Here is a 21,426-nt window from a genome sequence, read left to right as displayed (position 1 = left end):
AATATGGCGAGTTTTACTTTTTTATATACCAGTATCGATCCCAATACGACTGTCATTTCGGTACTTATTTTAAGAAAAGCACCTCAAAATGGAACCCTTTACCTTAAGGAAAGTGGAATTTTACTCTCAATTCATATTCATGGGATATTGTTGTTTGATATAGTTCAAGAGGGCTGTCACAACTTGTGGGCCAGTTTCTACAAGCCTTCCTTGTTCAAATGCGGAGAAGTTATCACCGCCCGAAGCCAAATAATTACTAACTGCTACCACATATTCCCTGTCAGATTGAAGATTTTGTCCCTTACTGTCCTTCAGCATGATAATTCGGCTGCCTATTGGCGCATTAGGATTCCACTTATATGTTAAACCAACCGTTTGTAACATATCATTCATCTGATCCTTTCTCCACTGCTGTTCTAAAACGAGTTTAATTTGGTCCCCAGTTAAGATTAATTTACTAACACTATGACCAAACGGCAATTGTGTATAAAGGTCCTCTAAAGTAAGATTTCCTCTCTTTAGACTTCCTCGCATTTCTCCTTGATGAACAATGGCAATTTCTGTCCCCATGGCTTTCCGCTCAGACTCTGCAATCATTTTCGCTAATGGAGATTCACCATTTACATCTTGCTTCCGGCTGACTTCTTCAGGAAGGAATCCTACGATTTGATTAAATTTATCACCCAATTTTTCCTTATACTTTTTTAATAAGGCAACGGTATCTTTATCTGGCTTTATACCATCATGTGAAGTGACAACAATCTTTGCTCTTTTTTCAATAATATCTTTTGTATTGCGGTCAATTTTAATATTTACTTGAGAAAAAGCTTCCCCGTATGAATAAGCTTGAACAATCAGTTTATTGTCTACAATGGTATTCGCATATTGATGGCTATGACCAGCAAAAATGACATCAACCTCATTATCAATTTTTGGAGCCATTTCCACTAATGCCTCTTGGGGATTCGTGCCTGATAAATTCGATTCCGCTGAAACATGTGCGAGAACAACAATCGCTTTAATCCCTTTTTCCTTTAAGAGTTGAGCTGTTCGATTTATTGCTGAAACTTCATCCGTTATCTCTACTTCTTTACGATTTTCATGGGTTACATACAGGTTTGTTTCGGTGGTGACAACACCTATAAAGCCAATTTTAATACCGTCAATTTCCTTAATGACATATGGTGGAAACAAGGGATTATTTGTTCTTTTATCAATGATATTTGCAGAAATGTAAGGGGTATTGGAGCCATTAAAGTAACCTGTTTTTTCATTGAATCCTCCATAAATAAGACGTTTCATTTCATTTACGCCTTGATCCAATTCATGATTTCCAGGTGTACCGACATCAATATGCAGAAGGTTTAAAAATTCAATAGTGGGTTCGTCTTGAAATTGAGAAGAAATAGGGGGACTTCCTCCTACCATGTCACCAGCATGAACAAGCAGGGTATTCGGGTTTTCTTTTTTATATTTCTTTAAATAGGCAGCTAAGTATTCAGCCCCTCCTGCCATATGCCCTGAAACCTTTCGATACTTGTTTAGTTGACCGTGAAAATCATTAATTCCTAACAATTGTACTTGAACGTAGTGATTGGATGTGGGATGTGTGGTAGTGGATTGATTGCGTGAAGATTCGGACAAATTGTAGCTTCCAAAAAGAATAACCCCAAAGATGAGCAAAGAAGACATCATCTTAAATTTTAACAATTTGTGATCACTCCCTCCTGATGTACTTTAAGAATAACTCAGGAATTTTATATTCATTTAAACTACTCGTAAAGTTTTTGTTACAGTTTTTGGTAAAGTCTTTTTATAATTGCTTAAATAAAATGACTCCGGCATGAATACCGAAGTCATCTTCTAGGGCTAATCATATTTTATAGAACACAGTTGGAAATTTAACTTGAGTCTTTCTTGAAAAATTTTAATAAGATTCAACTTTAGTTAAGATTTTAATTTGTCTTTGTTTACCCTTATCTTTTTTCAAACTAATCATTGCTAATAAGGATACACAGTAAAGTACCGCAAGATAGCCCATAGCAACGGTAACATTTGTATGCTGTAAGATATAGCCTACTAGAATAGGAGATAATCCGCCTAACGCTCTTCCAAAATTGAATATGGTGTTAGTAGCAGTACTGCGAATTTCTATAGGATAATAATTACTAATTAATGCACCGTATCCTGCAAACATCCCATTTGAGAAGAATCCTACAACTGCACCGCCAAGTAATAGCGCAGTACTACCTGATGCATAAGCATATAAAAAGACTGCCAAAGCGGAAGCGGAAAGGAAGATTCCATATGTTCGCTTCGTTCCAAAGCGATCCATGAACTGGCCAAAAGTTAACATTCCTGCAATCATTCCCACAGCTGTACTAATGGTCCAAAGAGCTGAGTTTGAAACGGATAATCCTTGAGATTGTTGAAGCATAGATGGCAGCCAAATCATTAATCCATTATATCCCGCAATTTGAACTGTTGCCATGATAGCCAAAGCGACTGTTGTAACAGATGTTCTTGGAGTTACAAACAGTTGTTTTAATTTCGCTTGTTTTGACATAAGTTGTTTTTGATTTTGAGCTTCGAGCCAAACAGGTGATTCGTTTAAGTTCTTGCGTACGATAAAGGCAAAAAGGACTGGAACCAAACCTACTAAAAACAAACCTCTCCATCCCCATGTTGGAAGGATCATGGCACTAAGAAGGGCTGCCAAAATCACTCCATATTGAGCTCCGATACTTACATAAGAGGAAGCACGCCCCTGTTTATCCTTTGGCCATGCCTCAGCTACTAGGGCCATACCAATTCCGTATTCTCCCCCTGCTCCTAAGCCTGCTATAAACCGAAATAGATAAACCTGTTCCATATTTGTGGCTAACCCCGTTAATGCTGTTCCAATTGCAAATAAGAGAATGGAATAGGTGAATATTATAACTCTCCCATATCTGTCTGCTAAGATACCGAAGATCGTTCCCCCAACAAGCATACCGATGTTTGTAATAGAAGAAATAAGACCTCCAGACACCATGCTAATATGAAACTGGGCAATGATCATTGACATAGCAAAGGATATAAACATAATATCCATACCCTCTAGCGTTAACCCTGCTACTGATGCGACAACTGTTTTTTTACGATAATCCATTTTGACGTTCTCCTTTCGAGCCTCACGGGACTCAGATTAAAAGATGGTCGGCAAAATAAAAAGCCCTCTTATCCAATGGACAAAAGGGCATTTATACAAATAACAATTATGTATAAAGTTTACTTTTGCCTTTTTGGCCTCTCTGGACCAAATTAAAGGAATTTAAATTCACTTAATACTAACATGATACTAGAATTACGACAATATTTTTAACTATTTTACTAAACTATTTTTCAAAGATTTTTCCATAAAAAAACCACAGTGTCGCTGAAACACTGCGGTTTTCCACTTTGAGAAAGCCTAATTCTCATAAGAAGTATATTATTTTAAAGATAATGATTCAAGATTCTGCTTTTACAATAAACACCGTTTCGATAGTGTTTAGTAAGCTAAACTAAACAACGCCTTAATGTGTGATAGGTAGCGAACATTACTTGCTTCCTTCATTAATGACGCTGGAAGTCCCTTAAGTGGAGTAGAGTTAGCGCCAATGGTAGCTACCGCATCTTTACGTCCAAGACTTGCCAATGTTCCAGAGTTAACTTGAGAAAACTCTTTAAAGGATTTGTTTTCTAAGAACGCATATAAATTGTATCCTGTTTGTTCTCCCATTTGCCATGCAATTTGTGCTGTAGGTGGGAATGGACGTCCTTCAGGACCAAAAACAACTGCACTGTCACCAACCACAAACACGTCTTTATGTGATGTAGATTGTAGAAATTCATTCACAGTAGCACGACCGCGGTCTACATCAAGACCTGATTGACCTACTAAAGGATTACCTTGTACGCCGCCAGTCCATACAAAAGTATTAGCAATAATTTTTTGTCCATCCTTTAAATCAATCACATTTCCTTCCACATTGGTAACAGGAAGACCTGTTAAGAATTGAACTCCACGTGCTTCTAAACTAGCAGTCGCACGTTCAATTAAGTGATCCGGTAAAACTGGTAAGATTTTTGGACCTGCTTCAACTAGCAATAATTTTACTTCTTTAGGGTCCACACCATATTTCCCAGCAAGTTTAGGCATGATATCCGCAATTTCTCCTACCAACTCAACGCCAGTTAAACCGCCGCCGCCAATAAGAATCGTTGCATCTGCTGCATTTTTTGTTTTTGCATATTCAGCAATTCGCTCTTCGATATGTTGATAGATTTGATTTGCATCGTCAGCTGATTTTAAAACCATGCTGTTTTCTTCTAATCCTGGGATACCAAAGTAAGCAGTTTTGCTTCCTAAAGCTACTACTAGTGCATCATAAGATAACGTAGATCCATCTGATAATTTTACTTCTTTTTGATCTACTGAGAAGGACTCAACCTTTGCAATTTTAAGATCAATATCTTTTCCTTTAAAAAGCTTAGCTAATGGCATTGCAACGGCTTGTTCAGAAACACTTCCTGCTGCTAAGCGATGAAGTTCAGTAATGATTTGGTGAGTAGGATACTGATTCACAACAGTAACTTGAGCTTGATCTTTATTTAAATATTTACGAATATTGATAGCAGCTAATAGTCCGCCATATCCCGCACCTAAAATAACAACTTTCTTTGACATATGATCTCCTCCGTCCGTATGGATGTATTGAAAAATTTATTTCGCTGAACGTTCTGCAGAAACTTCAAGGTATGCGTTAATAAAGCGGAAAAGCTTCTGCGCTTGAGGGTCTTTAATCATTTTTAAAAGTCCAAACAATCCGATCACGTCATTACTTTCCTCAGCACGATCTTTTGCTTCAATTGCAGTAGCAGCAATACCTTTCACTGAATCTTTAATAGGTTCTACAATCTCAGTGATTGCTCCAATCGTATCACTTTTTAATACATCATCAGTTGCTACCGACTGGGCAAAATCATACGATTTTGTTAATATATTCACAAGTTCGGTTAATTTTGGCAACTGTTCTACTAAAGCGGTCAAGGATTCCTGAACCTCAGGCTTTAACAACTGATCAAGCACATCTAGTTGTTCTACTTTCGTTTGTTCTGACTTTGGTCTGTCCATAACTTCTACCATAACTAATTCCCCTTTCAATTGGCCAATTAAGAATCAAAACAAAGAAATCACCAAATAGAATTTTTTGTAGGCTTCTTAATTTGCCCTTCAATTAATTTGATAAAGCTTCTAAATTCGTAAAATCAATTAATACTATAAACACTATGTTAAATACGTAACAATGTGTTATATTAAACTATTTAACAATATTTTTCAAGTATATTGCTATCTTTATTCCATAAATTTAAAAAAGTTCTGAATCTATGATTCAGGACTTTTTCCATTTTTCGGTATTTGAGCTACTACGACTTTAGTTATTTTTGTTTCATTGATAACTAACAGCTTGTTTCCCCATTTGTACCCATGACTCCTCAAAACTACCCCTTGGAACAGCTTTATAGGATTGAGCTGCTAATGGGTCATTTATGTATACGTAATTATCATCATAACCAACCACTAAAACACTATGCTCTCGATAGGTGATTTGGACAGTTCCAGTTTGTGTATTCCAAACACTAAATTCACTTTGAGGAAGTGAGGCAAATCTTGAATTAGTAATAACCCAAACAGGTGATCCAGATTTTATCAACTTATAGACAGAATCAATACTTTGACCTGTTAAATCTATTATTCTACCTGGTAAATAGGTTTCAGCTAAAACTGCTATCGGGCTATGGTATACTCCATATCCGGAATTATCAAATGAATACATATCACCAACGAAGCCCTCATTTGGATTTCCATGAACACCATTTTGGTCACGGAAAGGAACCGTGTTAATTTCTTTTGCAAGTGACATTTTATCAACTGAAACACCCGCATACTGCAGGAGCATTGCTAAACTAGTAACCTCACATCCGCGTGGCAATTCAGGCATCTGCTGAATATGCGGTACATCATTAATGACTATTTTTCCACTCGCATCAGGTACCACATTTTGAGTCTGAGTTTGCTTTTCATTTTGAGATTCCGTTTCCTCTGATCCATCTGTATTGGAATCAGTTTCGTTGGAAACATTTTTTTCTTCTTGTGTAATTTCACCATTTTCAGTACTAGTTTCAATTGTATTTGTGGTAGAATCTGTTTTTTGTGCCTTCACATAGCCGACGCTGATAAGCAGCCCTAAAGCTAATATAACGGCAATTATTTTTATCTTCACTTATTATCCCCCTATTCTCTCTCTATTCCGAGTCGGAAATACTCTCCAACAACTCGAATCCTATCACCCATTCCTTAAGGTAAACTTAAATATTTTTTTTGAAAAAACTCACAAAAATTTACTTAAGAAAAAATTAAGAAATGATTTTTAAAATAGTTTTTTTGGAGATTTATGAGGACACCCGCGGAATTCAGTGAAATGTGGAATCAAATGTTAATAAATTAAAAACTTTGTTCACAAAGCCCTTTTTACTCCGAAAAAGTATATTTGGAAAAGAGGTAGGAAGAAAACAATGTTAAAAAAAGGCCTCATCCTGTTAACTATTCCATTATGGTTGACAGGATGCGTTCAAAAAGAGCAATCAGCACCGAACAATACACATACTCAAATAAAAACACAAGTTTCTGTTTCGCAAACAACAGCCACTTCAACTAAAACTAGTTACTCCACTGATTCAAACAAAGTCGAGGTGGTTCAAAATCCGGAGAGTTTATCTGTCCTTATTAACAAGCAAAACCGACTCCCAGAAGGTTATGTACCAAGTGATTTAGTAACCCCAAATATCCCTTATCTTGACAGCCAAAAAGAAAAGCGAAAAATGAAGAAGGAAGCGGCGGCTGCCATTGAACGGTTATTCGCCGGGGCCAAGGAACAAGGCATTATACTAATCGGAGTTTCAGCCTTTCGTTCCTATCAGTCCCAAGAGACTTTATTTAATTATTATGAAAACCAAGATGGCTACCAAAATGCCGTCACCTATTCTGCTCTGCCGGGGACGAGTGAACATGAAACTGGTCTTGCCATTGATGTCACAGGCGGTAATGGAAAGTGTGCCGCAGAAGATTGTTTCGCGGGGACCAAAGAGGCGAAATGGCTGCAAGACCATGTTGCCGATTATGGATTTATTATTCGCTATCCCGATAACAAAACGTCCATTACAGGGTATGAGTATGAACCATGGCATATCCGATACGTTGGAACCGCTCTAGCAAAAACCATTATGAGCAAGGGAATCACACTGGAGGAGTATTATAACGCAGTCCCTATCATTAACTAGGATTTTTAAGTACAAAAAAAGGAGAGGTTTACTCTCCTTCTGCCACTACGATTTCATAACCTAGTACCGCTAATTGGTTATCATAAACTTCACGTTCCACAATATAGAACAGATCTCCTGTGTTGGTTACTACCACTTCACTTGGACTCTTATCAACCTGGGCATCGATTTTGCTTTCATAAGGGGCCCCAAGAATTTCGGATACATTTACAGACATACATATCACCGCCTTTTTGTCATCTTATCAAAATATCACGAAAAGTAAACTGAAAATTTAAACTGTGTGTTGAAAATTTTTTAGTAATTCTTGGTCAAGGGTTTCCTTTTTTTCACAATTAGATGGTAGCTTAAAAAGATAACTCCAATTAATCCTAAACTAATTAGCACTCCCATTCTTTGCGTAGGATGAAACAGACCTCCTGAAACAGCAATCAGAATGAAGGCAATTCCTAAATAAGAAGTATAGGGGCTGCCAGGCATTTTATATGTCCTAATCTTTTCTTTCGCTGCTTTTCTTAATTTAATTTGAGACGTCAAAATCGTTACCCAGTTTAAAATCAGTAAGACACCGGCAGCAGTAGTGATATATTCGTATATTTGACCAGGAAGAATAAAGGAGAGTACTAAAGATAGAGCCAAAGCAAAACCAGTAACAAATAACGCTTTATAGGCTGTCCCTTTTTGGTTTTTTTCTCCAAAACTTTTGGGAGCATCTCTATCATCAGCTAAAGAAACCATAATGTTTGTGACTGAAAAAAGGGCACCAACCATGGTTGAAAACGCTGCGCTTATGATGATCAAATTAAATATAGAACCAATGTAAGGAATGTTAAATAAATTTAACGCCAGAACAAAAGGACTTTTAGCTTCACTTATCTGAGTCCAGGAAACCATATACAAAATAAAGAAGATAGACAAAATATAAACAGAAACTAATGCCATCAGCATCCCAATTCCTGCCTTTGGAACTTCAGCTCTATCTTTAAGTTCAGATGATGCAATCCCTATTACCTCAATACCTCCAAATGAAAAAAAGGCAAAAATTAAAGCTGACCACATTCCATTTATACCCATGGTAAAAAAAGGGTGAAATTCACTAAATCCTTTCAATGTGACATTTTGAGGAGATATGAAATGCATTAATAAGAAGATTCCAAAACAAACGAAAATAACAAGAGTTGATAATTTAATCATGGCAAATGTAGACTCAATTTTACCAAAATTTTTAACACCAAGGATATTAATTCCAAAAGCAGCTGCAACATAAGCTATGGTGAAAATCCATAAAGGAACATGGGGAAACCAATATTTCGTGAAGGTAGCTAAAGCTACAGCTTCACTAGACATAATAAACACACCCGATAACCAGTACATCCACCCAGACATAAAACCCATTGAATTTCCAAAAGCCTTTTTAGCATATGTTCGGAACGATCCTTGTACCGGGTCCCTTACAGTCATCTCTGCAAGAGCACTAAATACAATAAAGGCTGTGACTCCAGCTAATATGTAATCAATTAAAATCGCTGGACCCGCGGTTTGAATCGATAATCCTGTACCAAGGAAAAAGCCTGCACCAATAATTGAACCAATTCCAATCAAAGAAAGTTGCCACCAAGCAAGCCCAGTGGATTTTTCTTTTTCACGATTATCCACCTTTTTTTGGATAATTGCTTGGTGAATTGTATGTCCTTTATCCATTCAGGTACCTCCCAAAATAATATTTATTATTATTTCCCCAACATTTTTAAAAATTAACTAGCCCAATATGTATGAAACACTCACAGTTTTTCATAATTAAACATGAAATAGTAAAAAAAAAACGTCCCAATCAGATTTCAATTGGAACGTTGTTTTATTAATTTGAGTATTTTTAAGTCTATATAATAAATTCAATAGTATAGGAGTGAATGTGTTAAAGTTATCAGAGTTTTTATTTGACTTCTTCCCAATAATATTGAATAGCTTCTTTCCTAATTACCTCAGGACACTCAACTTCTTCATCCCAATGGTCATAGTTGTTTTCCCCATTAATATGTTGGATTTCAACACTATAATATTTATCTTTGTATTTAAAGATAATTACTAACATCTCAGAATATCCAGCATCATCGTTTCCAAGTTCCTGAATAAATTCCAGACCGTAACCTTGATCATTTCTCCGTTCGGCAACAGAATCTAGTATGACATTTTTAGGAAACTTCATCTTTCTCTCTCCTTCATTTTATAGGCATTTTTAATTTGTTTAAAGAATCATAAATTTGTGGGCTAATATAAGTCAAAAATTTGGGTTCTATATCCTTTTACCCTCTATTTTTCACCTGATTATCAGGCCCCGACTTATTTTACCATAAACTATCCTTTTTTGATGAAAATATTTTTGAACAAAAAAAGAAAGGTTGCCACAGCAACCTAAATTATAGCAGACCCACCAATTGAAGACCATATAAAATTCCATCTTCCTCAACTGATTTTGTAATATATTTTGCAACGGACTTTACCTTTTCTTCCCCATTCCCCATTGCTACACTATTCCTTATAGTTGTAAGCATTTCCATATCATTTAACCCATCACCAAAGGCATATTGCCTTTCAGGTGGAATTCCTAGCTTTTCAACTATTTTTTCAATTCCCTTCGCCTTTGATCCTCCCTTTGGCAGGACATCAACCGATACTGGGTGCCACCGAACAAAATCAAAATCTAAAAATTCTTGTTCGTATTGTTTTTCTTCTCCTTCTGGACAAAAGAGGAGCGATTGATATAAGTCCCGTCCTTTGTAATAATGTGGGTCATGCGCAGGAAGTTTGCCAATTTTTAATGTATCAATACTTTCTTTGATGTAGACATGCTCTGGAACATTTGCTTTCATATCCTCATGATCCATAAAGACGACTGGGTGATTGTTATGAAGAGCCGCTCCTGTTAACTTTTCAAGCGATGATATGTTTAGTGGATTTGTATATAATACTTCACCTTTTAACATGACATATTGCCCATTGTAACTAACAAAAGTGTTAATATCTAATTCTCTCCTTAGGTCCTCAAACATAAAAGGCGCTCGTCCTGTTGCAATAGCTACTTCATGTCCAAGGTCTTTTAACTTAAAAATGGATTCTTTCGTAGAGAAAGGCAATTCTTTATCATGATTAAGCAATGTTCCATCAATATCAAAGAAAATTATGCTTTTATTCGTCATTTTTCTGATTCCCAACTTTCATGTCTAATCTATTTATAAAATTAATTAAAACATCTCTTTTTACTTGTAACATCCCCGTTATATAGGTTAGAGATACAAACAAAAACTTTAATTATTAAGGTTAATCATTTCATCCCCTCCGATTTCCAAAAAAGCATTAATAAAAACAGGACCGAATTATAATCGATCCCTAATGGCTACCCTCTTATTCTTTTCTAATAAGTTTATCATGAATATTAAAATACAGCCTAGAAAACCTAACAAACTAAAAAATCCATACACAGAGGACACAGTGTATTTTTCCAGAATAAATCCTCCAACAAAAATACAGAACCAGCTCCCTACCCCAGCTCCAACAGTTGTGTACAATGAAATAGCAGTGATTCTCATTTTAGAAGGAACAATTTCAGTGACATATTGCAAAGCAGCAGGAATTCCTAAACCATTAGCAAACCCCTGAGCAATTGTTGAAAAATAAACAAGATAAAGTGGTGGTTCAAAATAATAAAATGTCCAGCGTAATAGAGCAATAGCTGAAGAAATCAATAAAATCTTCAGAACACCTACTTTTCTAATCCACTGATTCGCCATTTTCATAATGGGAGCTTCACTTCCGGCAGCTATTAAAAAGGCGGTTCCCACACCTGCAAGTGTCCCTCCTTGATTGGTGATAAAAAGTCCAAAATAAGAGCCATTTGAAAAGACAGGTCCGTAAACTAAAAATGTGGCCAGTAAAAACAGCGTAAACTTAGGTATTTTAATAAGTTCAGAGACGCCATCTTTCAAATTTATTTTTGCATTATCTCCTTCTATTGGAAATTGATAGGTTAAAAGTGCACAGACAAATAAAGTCAAAGAGTAGGTGTAAAAGATGACCGTAAGTCCATAGGATTCAGAAATTCTACCAACGATAAAAACCGATACTGCAAATCCAACAGAGCCCCATAGACGGAAGAATCCATAATCATATTTCACCTTCTGAACGTAGCTTACCGTAATACTGTCTGTTAACGGAATCATCGAGCTTTGAAAAAAAGATAATAGACCAATACCCACTATTAACATCACATAATGGTCAATTAAATGTAAAACATAACCAATTATTGCGGAACATAAAATGGTAAAAAATAATATTAATTTCGTTTTCTTCGTATAATCAGCTAAGATTCCCCAAAATGGTTGTGCAAAAATCATAATCACAGGAGGGATAGAGATAAGTATACCTAATTGAGAACCTGATAAACCCTGCTTTGTTAAATAGACAGTTAGAAAAGGATATAAAGCACCAAATCCAAAATATTGTAGAAAGTAATAGGATACAAACATTGATGTTGTATAGGTTTGATTACTCTTTAATGCGAATTGCATTAGAATTCACTCTTCCCCTTTGTATATAATTCCTAAAAGAAGTTTAAATAAAAAAGGTTTTATAAAAAGGAAAAATCCTTTTGCCTAGCAAAAGGATTTTTCCTTTATTATAGTGGTCTATTAAAAACTTATTTAACTAACCAACGATTGCTTTTTTAGTATTAGATGGAGTTTCTGCTTCTTTTTCTTCTTTATAGTTCTTGTTGTCCATGATTTTAAAGAACGGATAGTAAATTAATCCCGTTACAACAATCATAACAAGTTGTAAAATAGCGCCGGAAATGCTGCCTGTTAGTAGGTATCCTTGGATGATAGGAGGTAATGTCCAAGGTGGAACCACACCTGTTAGCATGTGAACGAGACCTAAATCAAAAGCAAAATAGGTAATTAGTGTCTGTATAACTGGGACAATAAAGAATGGAATCAACATTACTGGGTTTAATACGATTGGAAGACCAAACAATATTGGTTCATTGATATTGAATAATCCAGGTCCGATCGCTAACTTTCCTAACTGTTTCATTTGCTTACTCTTCGATAAGAACAGCATTGCCAACACAAGACCAAATGTTCCACCTGAACCACCAATTTGGATAATGGTTCTGAATTCTTCCGTTACGATATGTGGAGGAACCTGACCAGCAGCAGTTGCTAAAGCGTTTTCCGAAGTCAATTGTAGCCAAATTGGAACCATAACAGATCCTACGATAGAAGAACCATGAAGTCCAACTGCCCACAATAGGCTTATTAAAATCATGACAACGCATGTTCCAATTAAGCTTGTCCCTACTTCTGTTAAAGGCTTTTGTAAAAGAACTTTAACGATATCATGGATACTAGTGATATTTGTGAAATCAAGAATACCAAACAAATTGAAATGTGCACGGTTTAACGCTTCGATTCCTACACGCAATAAGTAAACAACAAAAATGGCAATAAAACCTGGGATAAGTGCAACAAATGATCTTGCAACAGTTGGTGGAACACCATCTGGCATTTTAATAACAATGTTTTTGTGGATAACTCGACGACAAATTTCAGTTGTAACAATACCGATGATTAATCCTACGAATAAACCTTTACTTGTAAAATAATCTTGGTTCATTGCGTTTACAATGATATTCGCTTTTGTTTCTGGATTTACACCAGTAACGAAACCAGTGAATGGTGTTACTGTAAAGTAAGCCGCTAAGGCCGTTGCACCTGTAGCAAGTGCATCCACGTTATACGATTGTGCTAAACGATAAGCAACCGCAAATGTTGCAATCAGCGCGACAAGGTTGAATGTAGCATTATATGGATAAAGCAATGTAGTTTTAACTGTTGGGTGCGCTGCCATCCAGTCCAAGTAAGCTTGAATCGGGAAGTTAGCCAAAATTAGGAAAACTGAACCTATGATAATGAACGGAATCGTTAGAACCATGGCATCACGAAGCGCCGTTAAATGACGCTGAGCTGCAAGTCTTCCTGCAACTGGCATTACTTTCTCTTCTAGAAAATTCATAATTTTGTCCATAGTTTAGAATGTCCCCTTATACAGAAAATTGTGAAATTCGCAATCAGTAATCGCTTTCACTTTTTTTAAAAAAAATTCAATAGGCGAAAATTCTTTTTATCATCCTTTCTCACTCTATGGAATGGTTTCACGAAATGGATTAACAATATTCATACTTCTCCCCCGCTCCTTTTTATAAAAACGCTTTCAAATAGGACTTTTAAAAAAACTATCAATTGCTTTAATAATTTATTTTTACGAACGGTCCCAGTAGGTTGAAACCGTTCGTAAATTACTTAAACTTCTACTGTTTGATGAAATTGAGGCAAATGTTCTTTATGTGCTTCAAGCATTTCATCTAAAATTTGTTTCGCTACCTTGTCAGATGGCACTAATGGGTTAATGGTCATGGCTAGTAATGCCGTATTATAATCCCCTGTTACCGCAGCTTCAGCTGCTACACGCTCGAATGATTTAATTTGTTGTACTAACCCTCTGACTTGAACTGGAAGGTCACCTACAGCAATTGGCTTTGGTCCTTCTTTCGTAATCACACAGTTTACTTCTACTGCTGAGTCGTTAGGAATGCTTGCAATAGCCCCATTGTTACGTGTATTGACCGGCTGAATGTCACGCTTATCATTATAGATTGAGTTGATCAAGTTACATGCCGCATCACTGTAATAGGCACCGCCGCGTTTTTCTAATTGTGGTGGTTTAATAGCAAGGTTTGGATCTTTATATAGTTCGAATAATTCGGTTTCTACTCGTTTTACTACTTCTGCACGAGTACCTGTTGTTGCAGCTTCTTCTAATTCTCTTTCAAGCATTTGCTGTGTTTTGTAGTAGTAGCGATGATATCCGCAAGGAATCGCTCCTAAACCAAGTAAGAATTCTGGTTCCCAAGTTAATCCTGGGATGTTTTTCATGGTTAAAGCATTTTCTGGTTTGCCCATTTCAACAAGGACCTGGTCCAGTACACTCTTACCATCCACTCTTACATCTAAGCCGTATACCATATGATTTAGACCAGCGAAATCAACATGAACTTGCTCGGGAGCAACATCCAACATTTTCGCGACTCTCATTCGGATACCGATCGGAACGTTACAAAGTCCAACCACTTTTTTGATATTAGAATAGCGAAGTACAGCCTCTGTTACCATTCCAGCAGGGTTAGTGAAGTTTACCAACCATGCATCTGGACATAACTCTTCCATATCCTTACAAATATCTAATATCACAGGAATCGTTCTCAAGCCCTTAAATAATCCACCTGGTCCGTTAGTTTCCTGTCCAATGACATTATATTTAAGAGGAATTCTTTCATCTTTTGCACGGGCATCAAGCAGGCCCACACGAAATTGTGTTGTAACGAAATCAGCATCCTTTAATGCTTCGCGGCGATTTAGTGTTAAATGAACCTCAATTGGAAGTCCAGCTTTTTCAATCATTCTTTTTGCGAGAGTTCCAACTATATTTAGTTTTTCTTGCCCAGCTGGAATATCTACTAACCAAAGTTCTCTGATAGGAAGCTCCTCATACCGTTTAATAAAACCTTCTACTAGTTCCGGTGTATAGCTGGAACCACCGCCAATAGTGACAATCTTAATTCCTTTTGACATTTTACATACCTCCAGGTTGTTTAATAGAATAAGTGATAGATTTCAGTTAATAGAGAATGACTTTACTGTCTTGCTGTAATGCTTTAAAATAGTATGTAATTGAAAAAAATTTGATGAAAAAGTTTCTGCAAATTCTACCCTTTGCAAACGCTTTATTTATTACTGTAACGTTATTGTAACCATAATAATTTTGCAGGTAAATACATTTCAGCTATCTAGTTTTTTGTTCCGCAAGATGTGTTATGTTCCAAGTTTGGAACACTGTGTTTTTTAAAACACTTTATTTTAATAGTTAAACATGTATAAATATTAGTAGAAGAATCTTGTTTTGGGGGAAAAGGACTATGTTTACGAATGATGTAATCGCTTCATTTAATGAGCTAGAAATGTCATTGTATAATTATATAAATTTAAACAGTGATAAAGTTATCTATATGCGTATTCGTGACTTAGCGGATGAATCTCATGTCTCAACCACTAGCATTTTACGTTTTTGTAAGAAGGTAAATTGTGAAGGATTCTCTGAATTTAAAGTAAAATTAAAGCTTTATTCAGAAGAGAATCAAGCAACTAATATTAAAAGCCCGCAACACTCATTAACGGAATTTATTGAGAGGACTATGAATGCCAATTTTCAATCGATTATTTCGGAAGCTGCTAGTTTAATTGCTCAATCAAAAAATGTTATTTTTGTTGGGATTGGAGCTTCTGGTATTCTAGCCGAGTTTGGTGCAAGGTATTTTTCAAGTATGGGTAAATTTTCTTTGCATATAAAAGATCCACATTTCCCAATTGAAACAGATTATTTACAAGACAGCACAACCATTTGTATATCAGTTTCAGGCGAAACAGCTTATACCTTAAAACATGTCAATAAACTTAAAAAGGAAGGAAGTAAAATTATTAGTATCACCAATAATAAAGTAAACACCATTGCAAAATTTTCAGATATTAATATTCCTTACTTTGTTACAGAAGAGCGCTTGAAGACTTCAAACATAACTACTTCTTTACCTGTTGTCTATATTTTGGAGTCCCTTGCACGGGAAGTTTATAATCTATCGAAAAATAAATGACGAATGTACACAATCAAAAAAGCCCAACTATCCCAGCTAGAAATGCTGCAATGGTTGGACTTTTTATTTGGAGATACTTGGACTTACTATTTCCACATTTGAAATAAACCTTCGGAAACTCCAATATTGTACATATAGTAGATTCCAAATAGAAAACTAACTGAGCCGGCCAGCTGTGTTAATGAACGGTCAAGGTTGATGCTTTTTTTACTATAAACAAAAGGAATTCCAATAATCGTTGTAAATGACATCATACCAATAATGGTTCCGATTCCAAATATTAAAATATAAAGAGCACATTCCCAAACGGTTGAAACAGTGGACATCGTCAATAAAACCATTGCGGCACTGCCAGCCAGACCATGAACAAAACCAATTACGGTAATTTTTATTAAAAATGCTTTCTCATGATTGTGAGCTTCTTGATGGGAATCTTTCTTTCTATCTACTATCATATTTTTCATACCCAAGTAGACAAGCATAAAGCCGACCAGAAACTCAAGTGACATAGCCCATTTATCTGAAAGCTCTCCTTTCATCAAAACCAGGATCATCCCAACAATTAATAGAGTACTGGTATGGCCAATCCCCCAAAAAACTCCTGTTAAGGTAGAGCGTGATAGTTTTTTACTTTTACTGACCATGGTTGAAACAGCGATAATATGATCCGGTTCAATCGAATGCTTAATACCTAGAATAAAACCAAGAAATAGTATGGAAATATAGCTTATCATTGAGGTGCTTTTCTCCTTCTTTTAAATTTGCCCTAATGCCTTCCATACCTGCTCATACACCTTTTTTAAGGGAACATTATAGAGTTGTGCCATGGCTTTACATTCCTCAAACTCTGGCGCATTCTGAACTACGTCCCCATTATATAATCCCAATTTTACGGTTACGGTGCCCCACTCTGTCATCACTTTTTTATACTCTCTCTCTAACCGATGTACAGTCAGCGGGAAGTAGCGTACACCCAGTGTTGTTGTTTCGTTAAACAAGATTTCTTTCATTTTGGTGACCTTTTGATGTGAACAGAGTAGTTGTAGTAGAATGCCTGGTCTATTTTTTTTCATATATATCGGTGTGTAAAAGACATCATTAGCACCTGCTTCGAATAACAGGTCCATAACATAGCCTAGCCATTCTCCTGGTATATCATCAAGATTAACCTCCATTTTGACCATATGTTCGTCAAGATGTTCATGATTAGGAGGATGTGAAACCATTTGGCAAACTCCTTTCACATTAGTGGTAAACGCTATTACTCGCCAATAATGATTCGTAAGACATTGGGTCTATCTTTAAAAGTCTTTGTTCCGGCTCCATAACCTATAGACTGAACCTTCATAGAAGGAATTGCACAAAATTCCTCAGCAAGGACCGAAACGATGGCTGCTCCGGTTGGAGTAGTAAGCTTCGCTCTGACATTCGAATGCTGTATCGGAACTCCCTTTAATATTTCTAAGGTTGCCGGAGCAGGTACAGGATAAATGCCATGGTCAATATGAATATGACCGGTACCCACAGGAATCGGCGAAGACTTTACAGTTGCTATTTCAAGTTGATGTATGAGTATCGAAGCCCCAACGATGTCAATAATCGAATCTACTGCTCCCACTTCATGAAAATGTACTTGTTCTAAGGGGATGCCGTGAATAAGTCCCTCGGCTTCACCAATTTTTTTAAATATTTTCAAAGCGGTTTCCTTTACTTGATCAGCCAATTCCGCATTCTCAATTAACCTTACAATCTCTTTATAAGCACGATGGTCATGATGATGGTGGTGACTATGGTCATGTACATGCTCGTGGTCATGACTATGATTGTGTGTATGTTCGTGGTCATGACTATGATCGTGTGTATGCTCGTGGTGGTTATGTTGATTTAGTAACAGCACATCAAACTTTGTACTAGTAATTCCATTCTTTACGATTTTTTTCCATTTCAACTCATATTCGTCTTCAATCTGAAGATTTTTTAATTCTTTTTCTAGGTTATGTGGATCAGCCCCTGCATCAATGAGACCACCAATGATCATATCCCCGCTTATTCCTGAAAAACAATCAAAATAAAGTGTCTTCATTTCTGTTCTGCCCCTTTTGTGCAAGTTGATGAATCAAGACAGCATTATAGCCTCCGCCAAATCCATTATCGATATTTACAACACTGATTCCTGACGCACACGAATTTAACATCGTAAGCAGGGCGGATAACCCTTTAAAATTAGCACCATATCCAATACTCGTTGGAACGGCAATTACAGGATGGGAAACGAGACCGCCAACGACACTCGGTAGGGCCCCTGCCATACCAGCAACGACAACGGAAAGGGTCGCATTTTGGATTTCCTCCGCATGATTAAGCAAGCGGTGGATTCCTGCGACCCCAACATCATATATTCGATGCACTTTGCTTCCAAGAACCTCAGCAGTTACTGCCGCTTCCTCGGCCACTCTTAAATCAGAGGTTCCTGCGCAAATAACGGCAATATATCCATGCATAGTACTTCCTGAGCCGGTTTCATTCTTCCAAAAGAGAATTTGCGCTACATGATCATAGATAAAATCGGGACAAGCACTTCGAACAATTTCTGCTTTTTCTGGGGAAACTCTGTCACCAACACTTGATTGTTGCGGTCTCTTAATGATTGAATAATCATAATGATTTGTTCTGCCGTCTTTCCTTCACCAAAAACGACCTCAGGGAAACCCTGACGTTCTTCCGATGATGATCAATTTTGGCAAAACCCAGATTCTCAAATGTAGCTAAACGTTCTTTTGCTTCATTTATACTAAGGGTCCCGTTTTGAACTTTTTCTAAAATATCATCAAGCAAACCCTCAACCCCTTAAGTTATACTCCATAATGAATCCCCATTAACATCATCATTCCTTAATACAGAAATGTCTTAAAAATGTTTGACGATTGTCTTGACTAGCTTTTCATATTTTTCATAAATGACTTTATAGAATTCACTGTTCTCTTTATTTGGGAGAATTGCTTTCCCCATTGGTATATTCTTTTTAATATCCTCAAAGGATTGTACAGTGCCAATGCCAACTAGCGCAGTCCACGCTGCACCCCAAGCGGCACTGTGATGACTTGAGGAGACATAGATTTCCGCCTCAAAAATATCAGCCATTATTTGCAGCCAAAGTGGAGAACGGGCCAAACCTCCATTGACATAAATCTTTTGAGGGCTCCCTGCCATGTTTTCTAAAGCCTTCCCTATTTGATAAAGATTAAAAGTAATTCCTTCCAGTACGGCACGAACAAAATGTTCTCTTTTATGTGTAATGGATACCCCGTAAAAGTTCCCTTTTGCCCGCTGATTCCAAAGAGGGGCTCGTTCACCATTTAAATATGGTAGAAAGTAGAGCCCTTCTGCGCCGGGGTCAACTTTTTCCGCTTCTGCCAGAAATTCCTCAAAGCTGCCTTGATGGTTGACCAATTCTTTTAACCATTGCAAGGCGATACCACCATTATTCGTAGGGCCTCCAATGATGGATGTATCAGCCGTAAAGGAATAACAAAATGTTTGTTGCAATTCATCTATTTGAATGCCTTTGATCATCTGCCGGATGGCACCGCTTGTTCCAACGGAAACGGCTGCCTCACCAGGGAGTATCGCGCCTATTCCCAGATTCGCCAATTGTCCGTCTGCTGCTCCCACAACAAAAGGCATGTCAGGTTCAATGCCCATCTCTTCAGCAATGTCTTTTTTAATTCCAGTCATAAGTTTTGTAGGAGGAACAATTTCTGAAAGCTGCTCTTTCTCAATACCGGCTAGAACTAAAAGTTCAGGCTCCCACTCAAGTGTTGAAGGATTAAATAGACCTGTGGCGGATGCCATAGAATAATCGATTACCCTTTGGTTATACCAGCAAAGAAGGATATATTCTTTAATGGACAGGAAGTATGCCGCTTGCAGGTATGGGTCATAGTTTGTTTCTTTCATCCATAATAATTTTACTAAAGGCGTCATTGGATGAATAGGTGTTCCTGTTTTTAAATATATACTTTGTCCAATTGTTTCTAATACAGTTTCAGCTTGAGCATAACTTCTTCCATCTGCCCAAATGAGAGCTGGAGAAATCGGTTTCCCTTGTTTGTTCACACAAATAAGGGAATGCATGGCAGCAGAAAAACCAATTGATAGTATCTCATCTTTCCCAATTGCAGCTTTATCAATTGCTTCCCTTACTGCAAGTACTGCAGATCGTTCGATTTCAACCGGATCTTGTTCGACCCAGCCTTGCTGTGGGTAATGGAAAGTATTCATTTTCTCCACTTCAGAGATTAGATCACCATTTATGTTAAAGACACATGCTTTCACACTTGTCGTTCCAATATCAATTCCAATTACGAACTCTTTTGACATCTTAATCTCCCTTTACAGATAAAAATAACATTCCTTTAATAAAAGGCTTTGGTGCCTTCCAAAGCCTTTTATTTAGTATCTTTCACTCTTCAAGGATAAAAGATACTAAGATAGAATCTTGTTCATACTACCGCTCTGATACCCCAATAAATCTAATGTGATATATTTGTATCCATAGTGTTGCAGTTCTCTCACAATCCTATCGTGATGTTCTAAAACTACCTTCATATCGTTTGGTTCTACTTCAATCCTAGCAATATCTTGATGTGTCCGAACCCTAACTTGGCGTATCGAAAGGGATTTTAGAAAGCGTTCCGCCTTATCAACCTTTGTTAGCTTTTCTTTCGTAATGTATTCTCCATAAGCGATTCTTGAAGAAAGACAGGCAAAAGACGGTTTATCCCAGGTTGGCAATTTAAACTGCTTTGAAAGCTTCCTGATTTCTTCTTTAAACAAATTCGCTTCTTGAAGCGGACCACGTATTCCTTTTTCTTTAGCTGCTTGCATGCCTGGACGATATTCGTTCATATCATCGGCGATAACTCCATAGATTACATTTTGATATCCCTTTTCTACCATAACAGGAATTAAATGATCAAACAAACTGCTTTTACAAAAATAACACCGATTCTTATTATTTTCCGCATAACCAGGAATCGCAAGCTCTGATGTTTCAATTACTTGGTGCCTAACACCAATTTGTTGAGCCAATATTTTTGCTTCTTCCAATTCACTAGAGGGATAGGTTTCGGACTCAGCTGTAACCGTGAGTACATGTTCTGGGCCTAATGTTTCAACCGCTGCTTTTAATAAAAATGTACTGTCAACTCCTCCGGAAAAAGCGACCACTACGGATTCTAAGTTAAGGAGAATAGACTGTAATTGGTTATATTTCTCTGTTAGCATTTTCCCATCTCCCT

General features: G+C 36.9%; 19 protein-coding genes and 1 pseudogene. 2 read left to right on the top strand and 18 right to left on the bottom strand.

The genetic code is table 11. The annotated features are described in order from the left end of the window. Window positions 1-126 precede the first annotated feature (126 nt). From JOC76_RS08340 to JOC76_RS08320, 5 genes are all read right to left on the bottom strand, one after another. The gene (locus JOC76_RS08340; protein ID WP_205177137.1) at window positions 127-1,710 is read right to left on the bottom strand and encodes a bifunctional metallophosphatase/5'-nucleotidase; all 1,584 of its coding nucleotides are present in this window, start codon (window positions 1,708-1,710) and stop codon (window positions 127-129) included. Window positions 1,711-1,927: 217 nt separating this feature from the next. Then, window positions 1,928-3,151, bottom strand: coding sequence for an MFS transporter (locus JOC76_RS08335; protein ID WP_205177136.1), 1,224 nt, complete (start codon window positions 3,149-3,151; stop codon window positions 1,928-1,930). A 381-nt stretch (window positions 3,152-3,532) separates the two neighbouring features. Further along, on the bottom strand, window positions 3,533-4,711 hold the full coding sequence (locus JOC76_RS08330; protein WP_205177135.1) for an NAD(P)/FAD-dependent oxidoreductase: 1,179 nt from the start codon (window positions 4,709-4,711) through the stop codon (window positions 3,533-3,535). Between the two features lie 36 nt (window positions 4,712-4,747). Then, window positions 4,748-5,158, bottom strand: a complete 411-nt coding sequence (locus JOC76_RS08325; RefSeq protein WP_372441922.1) for a helical membrane plugin domain-containing protein — start codon at window positions 5,156-5,158, stop codon at window positions 4,748-4,750. Between the two features lie 316 nt (window positions 5,159-5,474). Then, window positions 5,475-6,308 (bottom strand): C39 family peptidase, encoded by an 834-nt coding sequence (locus JOC76_RS08320; RefSeq protein ID WP_205177133.1) that lies wholly within the window; start codon window positions 6,306-6,308, stop codon window positions 5,475-5,477. A gap of 292 nt (window positions 6,309-6,600) precedes the next feature. On the opposite strand from JOC76_RS08320, the gene JOC76_RS08315 reads away from it, so the two are divergent. Further along, complete coding sequence (locus JOC76_RS08315) at window positions 6,601-7,365, top strand: M15 family metallopeptidase (RefSeq protein ID WP_205177132.1); 765 nt, start codon at window positions 6,601-6,603, stop codon at window positions 7,363-7,365. A 28-nt stretch (window positions 7,366-7,393) separates the two neighbouring features. Here the strand turns inward: JOC76_RS08315 and JOC76_RS08310 are convergent, their stop codons facing one another. The 7 genes from JOC76_RS08310 to JOC76_RS08280 form a co-directional block, all read right to left on the bottom strand. Next, complete coding sequence (locus JOC76_RS08310; protein WP_205177131.1) at window positions 7,394-7,582, bottom strand: hypothetical protein; 189 nt, start codon at window positions 7,580-7,582, stop codon at window positions 7,394-7,396. A gap of 80 nt (window positions 7,583-7,662) precedes the next feature. After that, a complete protein-coding gene (locus tag JOC76_RS08305; RefSeq protein WP_205177130.1) occupies window positions 7,663-9,066 on the bottom strand; it encodes an amino acid permease in 1,404 nt (467 codons plus the stop codon). A gap of 232 nt (window positions 9,067-9,298) precedes the next feature. Continuing rightward, window positions 9,299-9,571, bottom strand: coding sequence for a hypothetical protein (locus JOC76_RS08300; RefSeq protein WP_205177129.1), 273 nt, complete (start codon window positions 9,569-9,571; stop codon window positions 9,299-9,301). 211 nt (window positions 9,572-9,782) lie between these two features. Then, complete coding sequence (locus tag JOC76_RS08295; protein WP_205177128.1) at window positions 9,783-10,562, bottom strand: Cof-type HAD-IIB family hydrolase; 780 nt, start codon at window positions 10,560-10,562, stop codon at window positions 9,783-9,785. A gap of 177 nt (window positions 10,563-10,739) precedes the next feature. Then, the gene (locus tag JOC76_RS08290) at window positions 10,740-11,930 is read right to left on the bottom strand and encodes an MFS transporter (RefSeq protein ID WP_205177127.1); all 1,191 of its coding nucleotides are present in this window, start codon (window positions 11,928-11,930) and stop codon (window positions 10,740-10,742) included. A 136-nt stretch (window positions 11,931-12,066) separates the two neighbouring features. Further along, window positions 12,067-13,446 (bottom strand): PTS cellobiose transporter subunit IIC, encoded by a 1,380-nt coding sequence (gene celB, locus JOC76_RS08285; RefSeq protein WP_205177126.1) that lies wholly within the window; start codon window positions 13,444-13,446, stop codon window positions 12,067-12,069. Window positions 13,447-13,721: 275 nt separating this feature from the next. Next, window positions 13,722-15,050: a 6-phospho-beta-glucosidase gene (locus JOC76_RS08280; RefSeq protein WP_205177125.1), complete on the bottom strand. Its 1,329-nt coding sequence runs from the start codon at window positions 15,048-15,050 to the stop codon at window positions 13,722-13,724. Between the two features lie 344 nt (window positions 15,051-15,394). Here JOC76_RS08280 and JOC76_RS08275 point away from each other — a divergent pair, with 344 nt between their 5' ends. Further along, a complete protein-coding gene (locus tag JOC76_RS08275) occupies window positions 15,395-16,126 on the top strand; it encodes a MurR/RpiR family transcriptional regulator (protein WP_205177124.1) in 732 nt (243 codons plus the stop codon). A gap of 86 nt (window positions 16,127-16,212) precedes the next feature. Here JOC76_RS08275 and JOC76_RS08270 read toward each other — a convergent pair whose 3' ends face one another. From JOC76_RS08270 to larE, 6 genes and pseudogenes are all read right to left on the bottom strand, one after another. Then, window positions 16,213-16,860, bottom strand: a complete 648-nt coding sequence (locus tag JOC76_RS08270; protein ID WP_205177123.1) for an urease accessory protein UreH — start codon at window positions 16,858-16,860, stop codon at window positions 16,213-16,215. 21 nt (window positions 16,861-16,881) lie between these two features. Continuing rightward, window positions 16,882-17,352: a nickel pincer cofactor biosynthesis protein LarC2 gene (gene larC2 / locus JOC76_RS30435; RefSeq protein ID WP_205177122.1), complete on the bottom strand. Its 471-nt coding sequence runs from the start codon at window positions 17,350-17,352 to the stop codon at window positions 16,882-16,884. Window positions 17,353-17,387: 35 nt separating this feature from the next. Continuing rightward, complete coding sequence (gene larC / locus JOC76_RS30430) at window positions 17,388-18,209, bottom strand: nickel pincer cofactor biosynthesis protein LarC (protein WP_205177121.1); 822 nt, start codon at window positions 18,207-18,209, stop codon at window positions 17,388-17,390. Next, window positions 18,190-18,961 (bottom strand): annotated as a pseudogene (gene larB, locus JOC76_RS08255) (nickel pincer cofactor biosynthesis protein LarB). Before larB ends, larC begins: the two are co-directional and overlap by 20 nt. A gap of 72 nt (window positions 18,962-19,033) precedes the next feature. Then, a complete protein-coding gene (locus JOC76_RS08250; protein ID WP_205177120.1) occupies window positions 19,034-20,506 on the bottom strand; it encodes a gluconokinase in 1,473 nt (490 codons plus the stop codon). Window positions 20,507-20,611: 105 nt separating this feature from the next. Beyond that, window positions 20,612-21,412, bottom strand: coding sequence for an ATP-dependent sacrificial sulfur transferase LarE (gene larE, locus JOC76_RS08245; protein WP_205177119.1), 801 nt, complete (start codon window positions 21,410-21,412; stop codon window positions 20,612-20,614). Window positions 21,413-21,426: the final 14 nt, after the last annotated feature.

The sequence above is a fragment of the Neobacillus cucumis genome (genome assembly GCF_016908975.1).
Classification (GTDB): Bacteria; Bacillota; Bacilli; order Bacillales; family Cytobacillaceae; genus Neobacillus; species Neobacillus cucumis.
The sequence above is the reverse complement of the archived record's forward strand: the minus strand, read 5'-3'. Positions and strand labels throughout refer to the sequence as shown.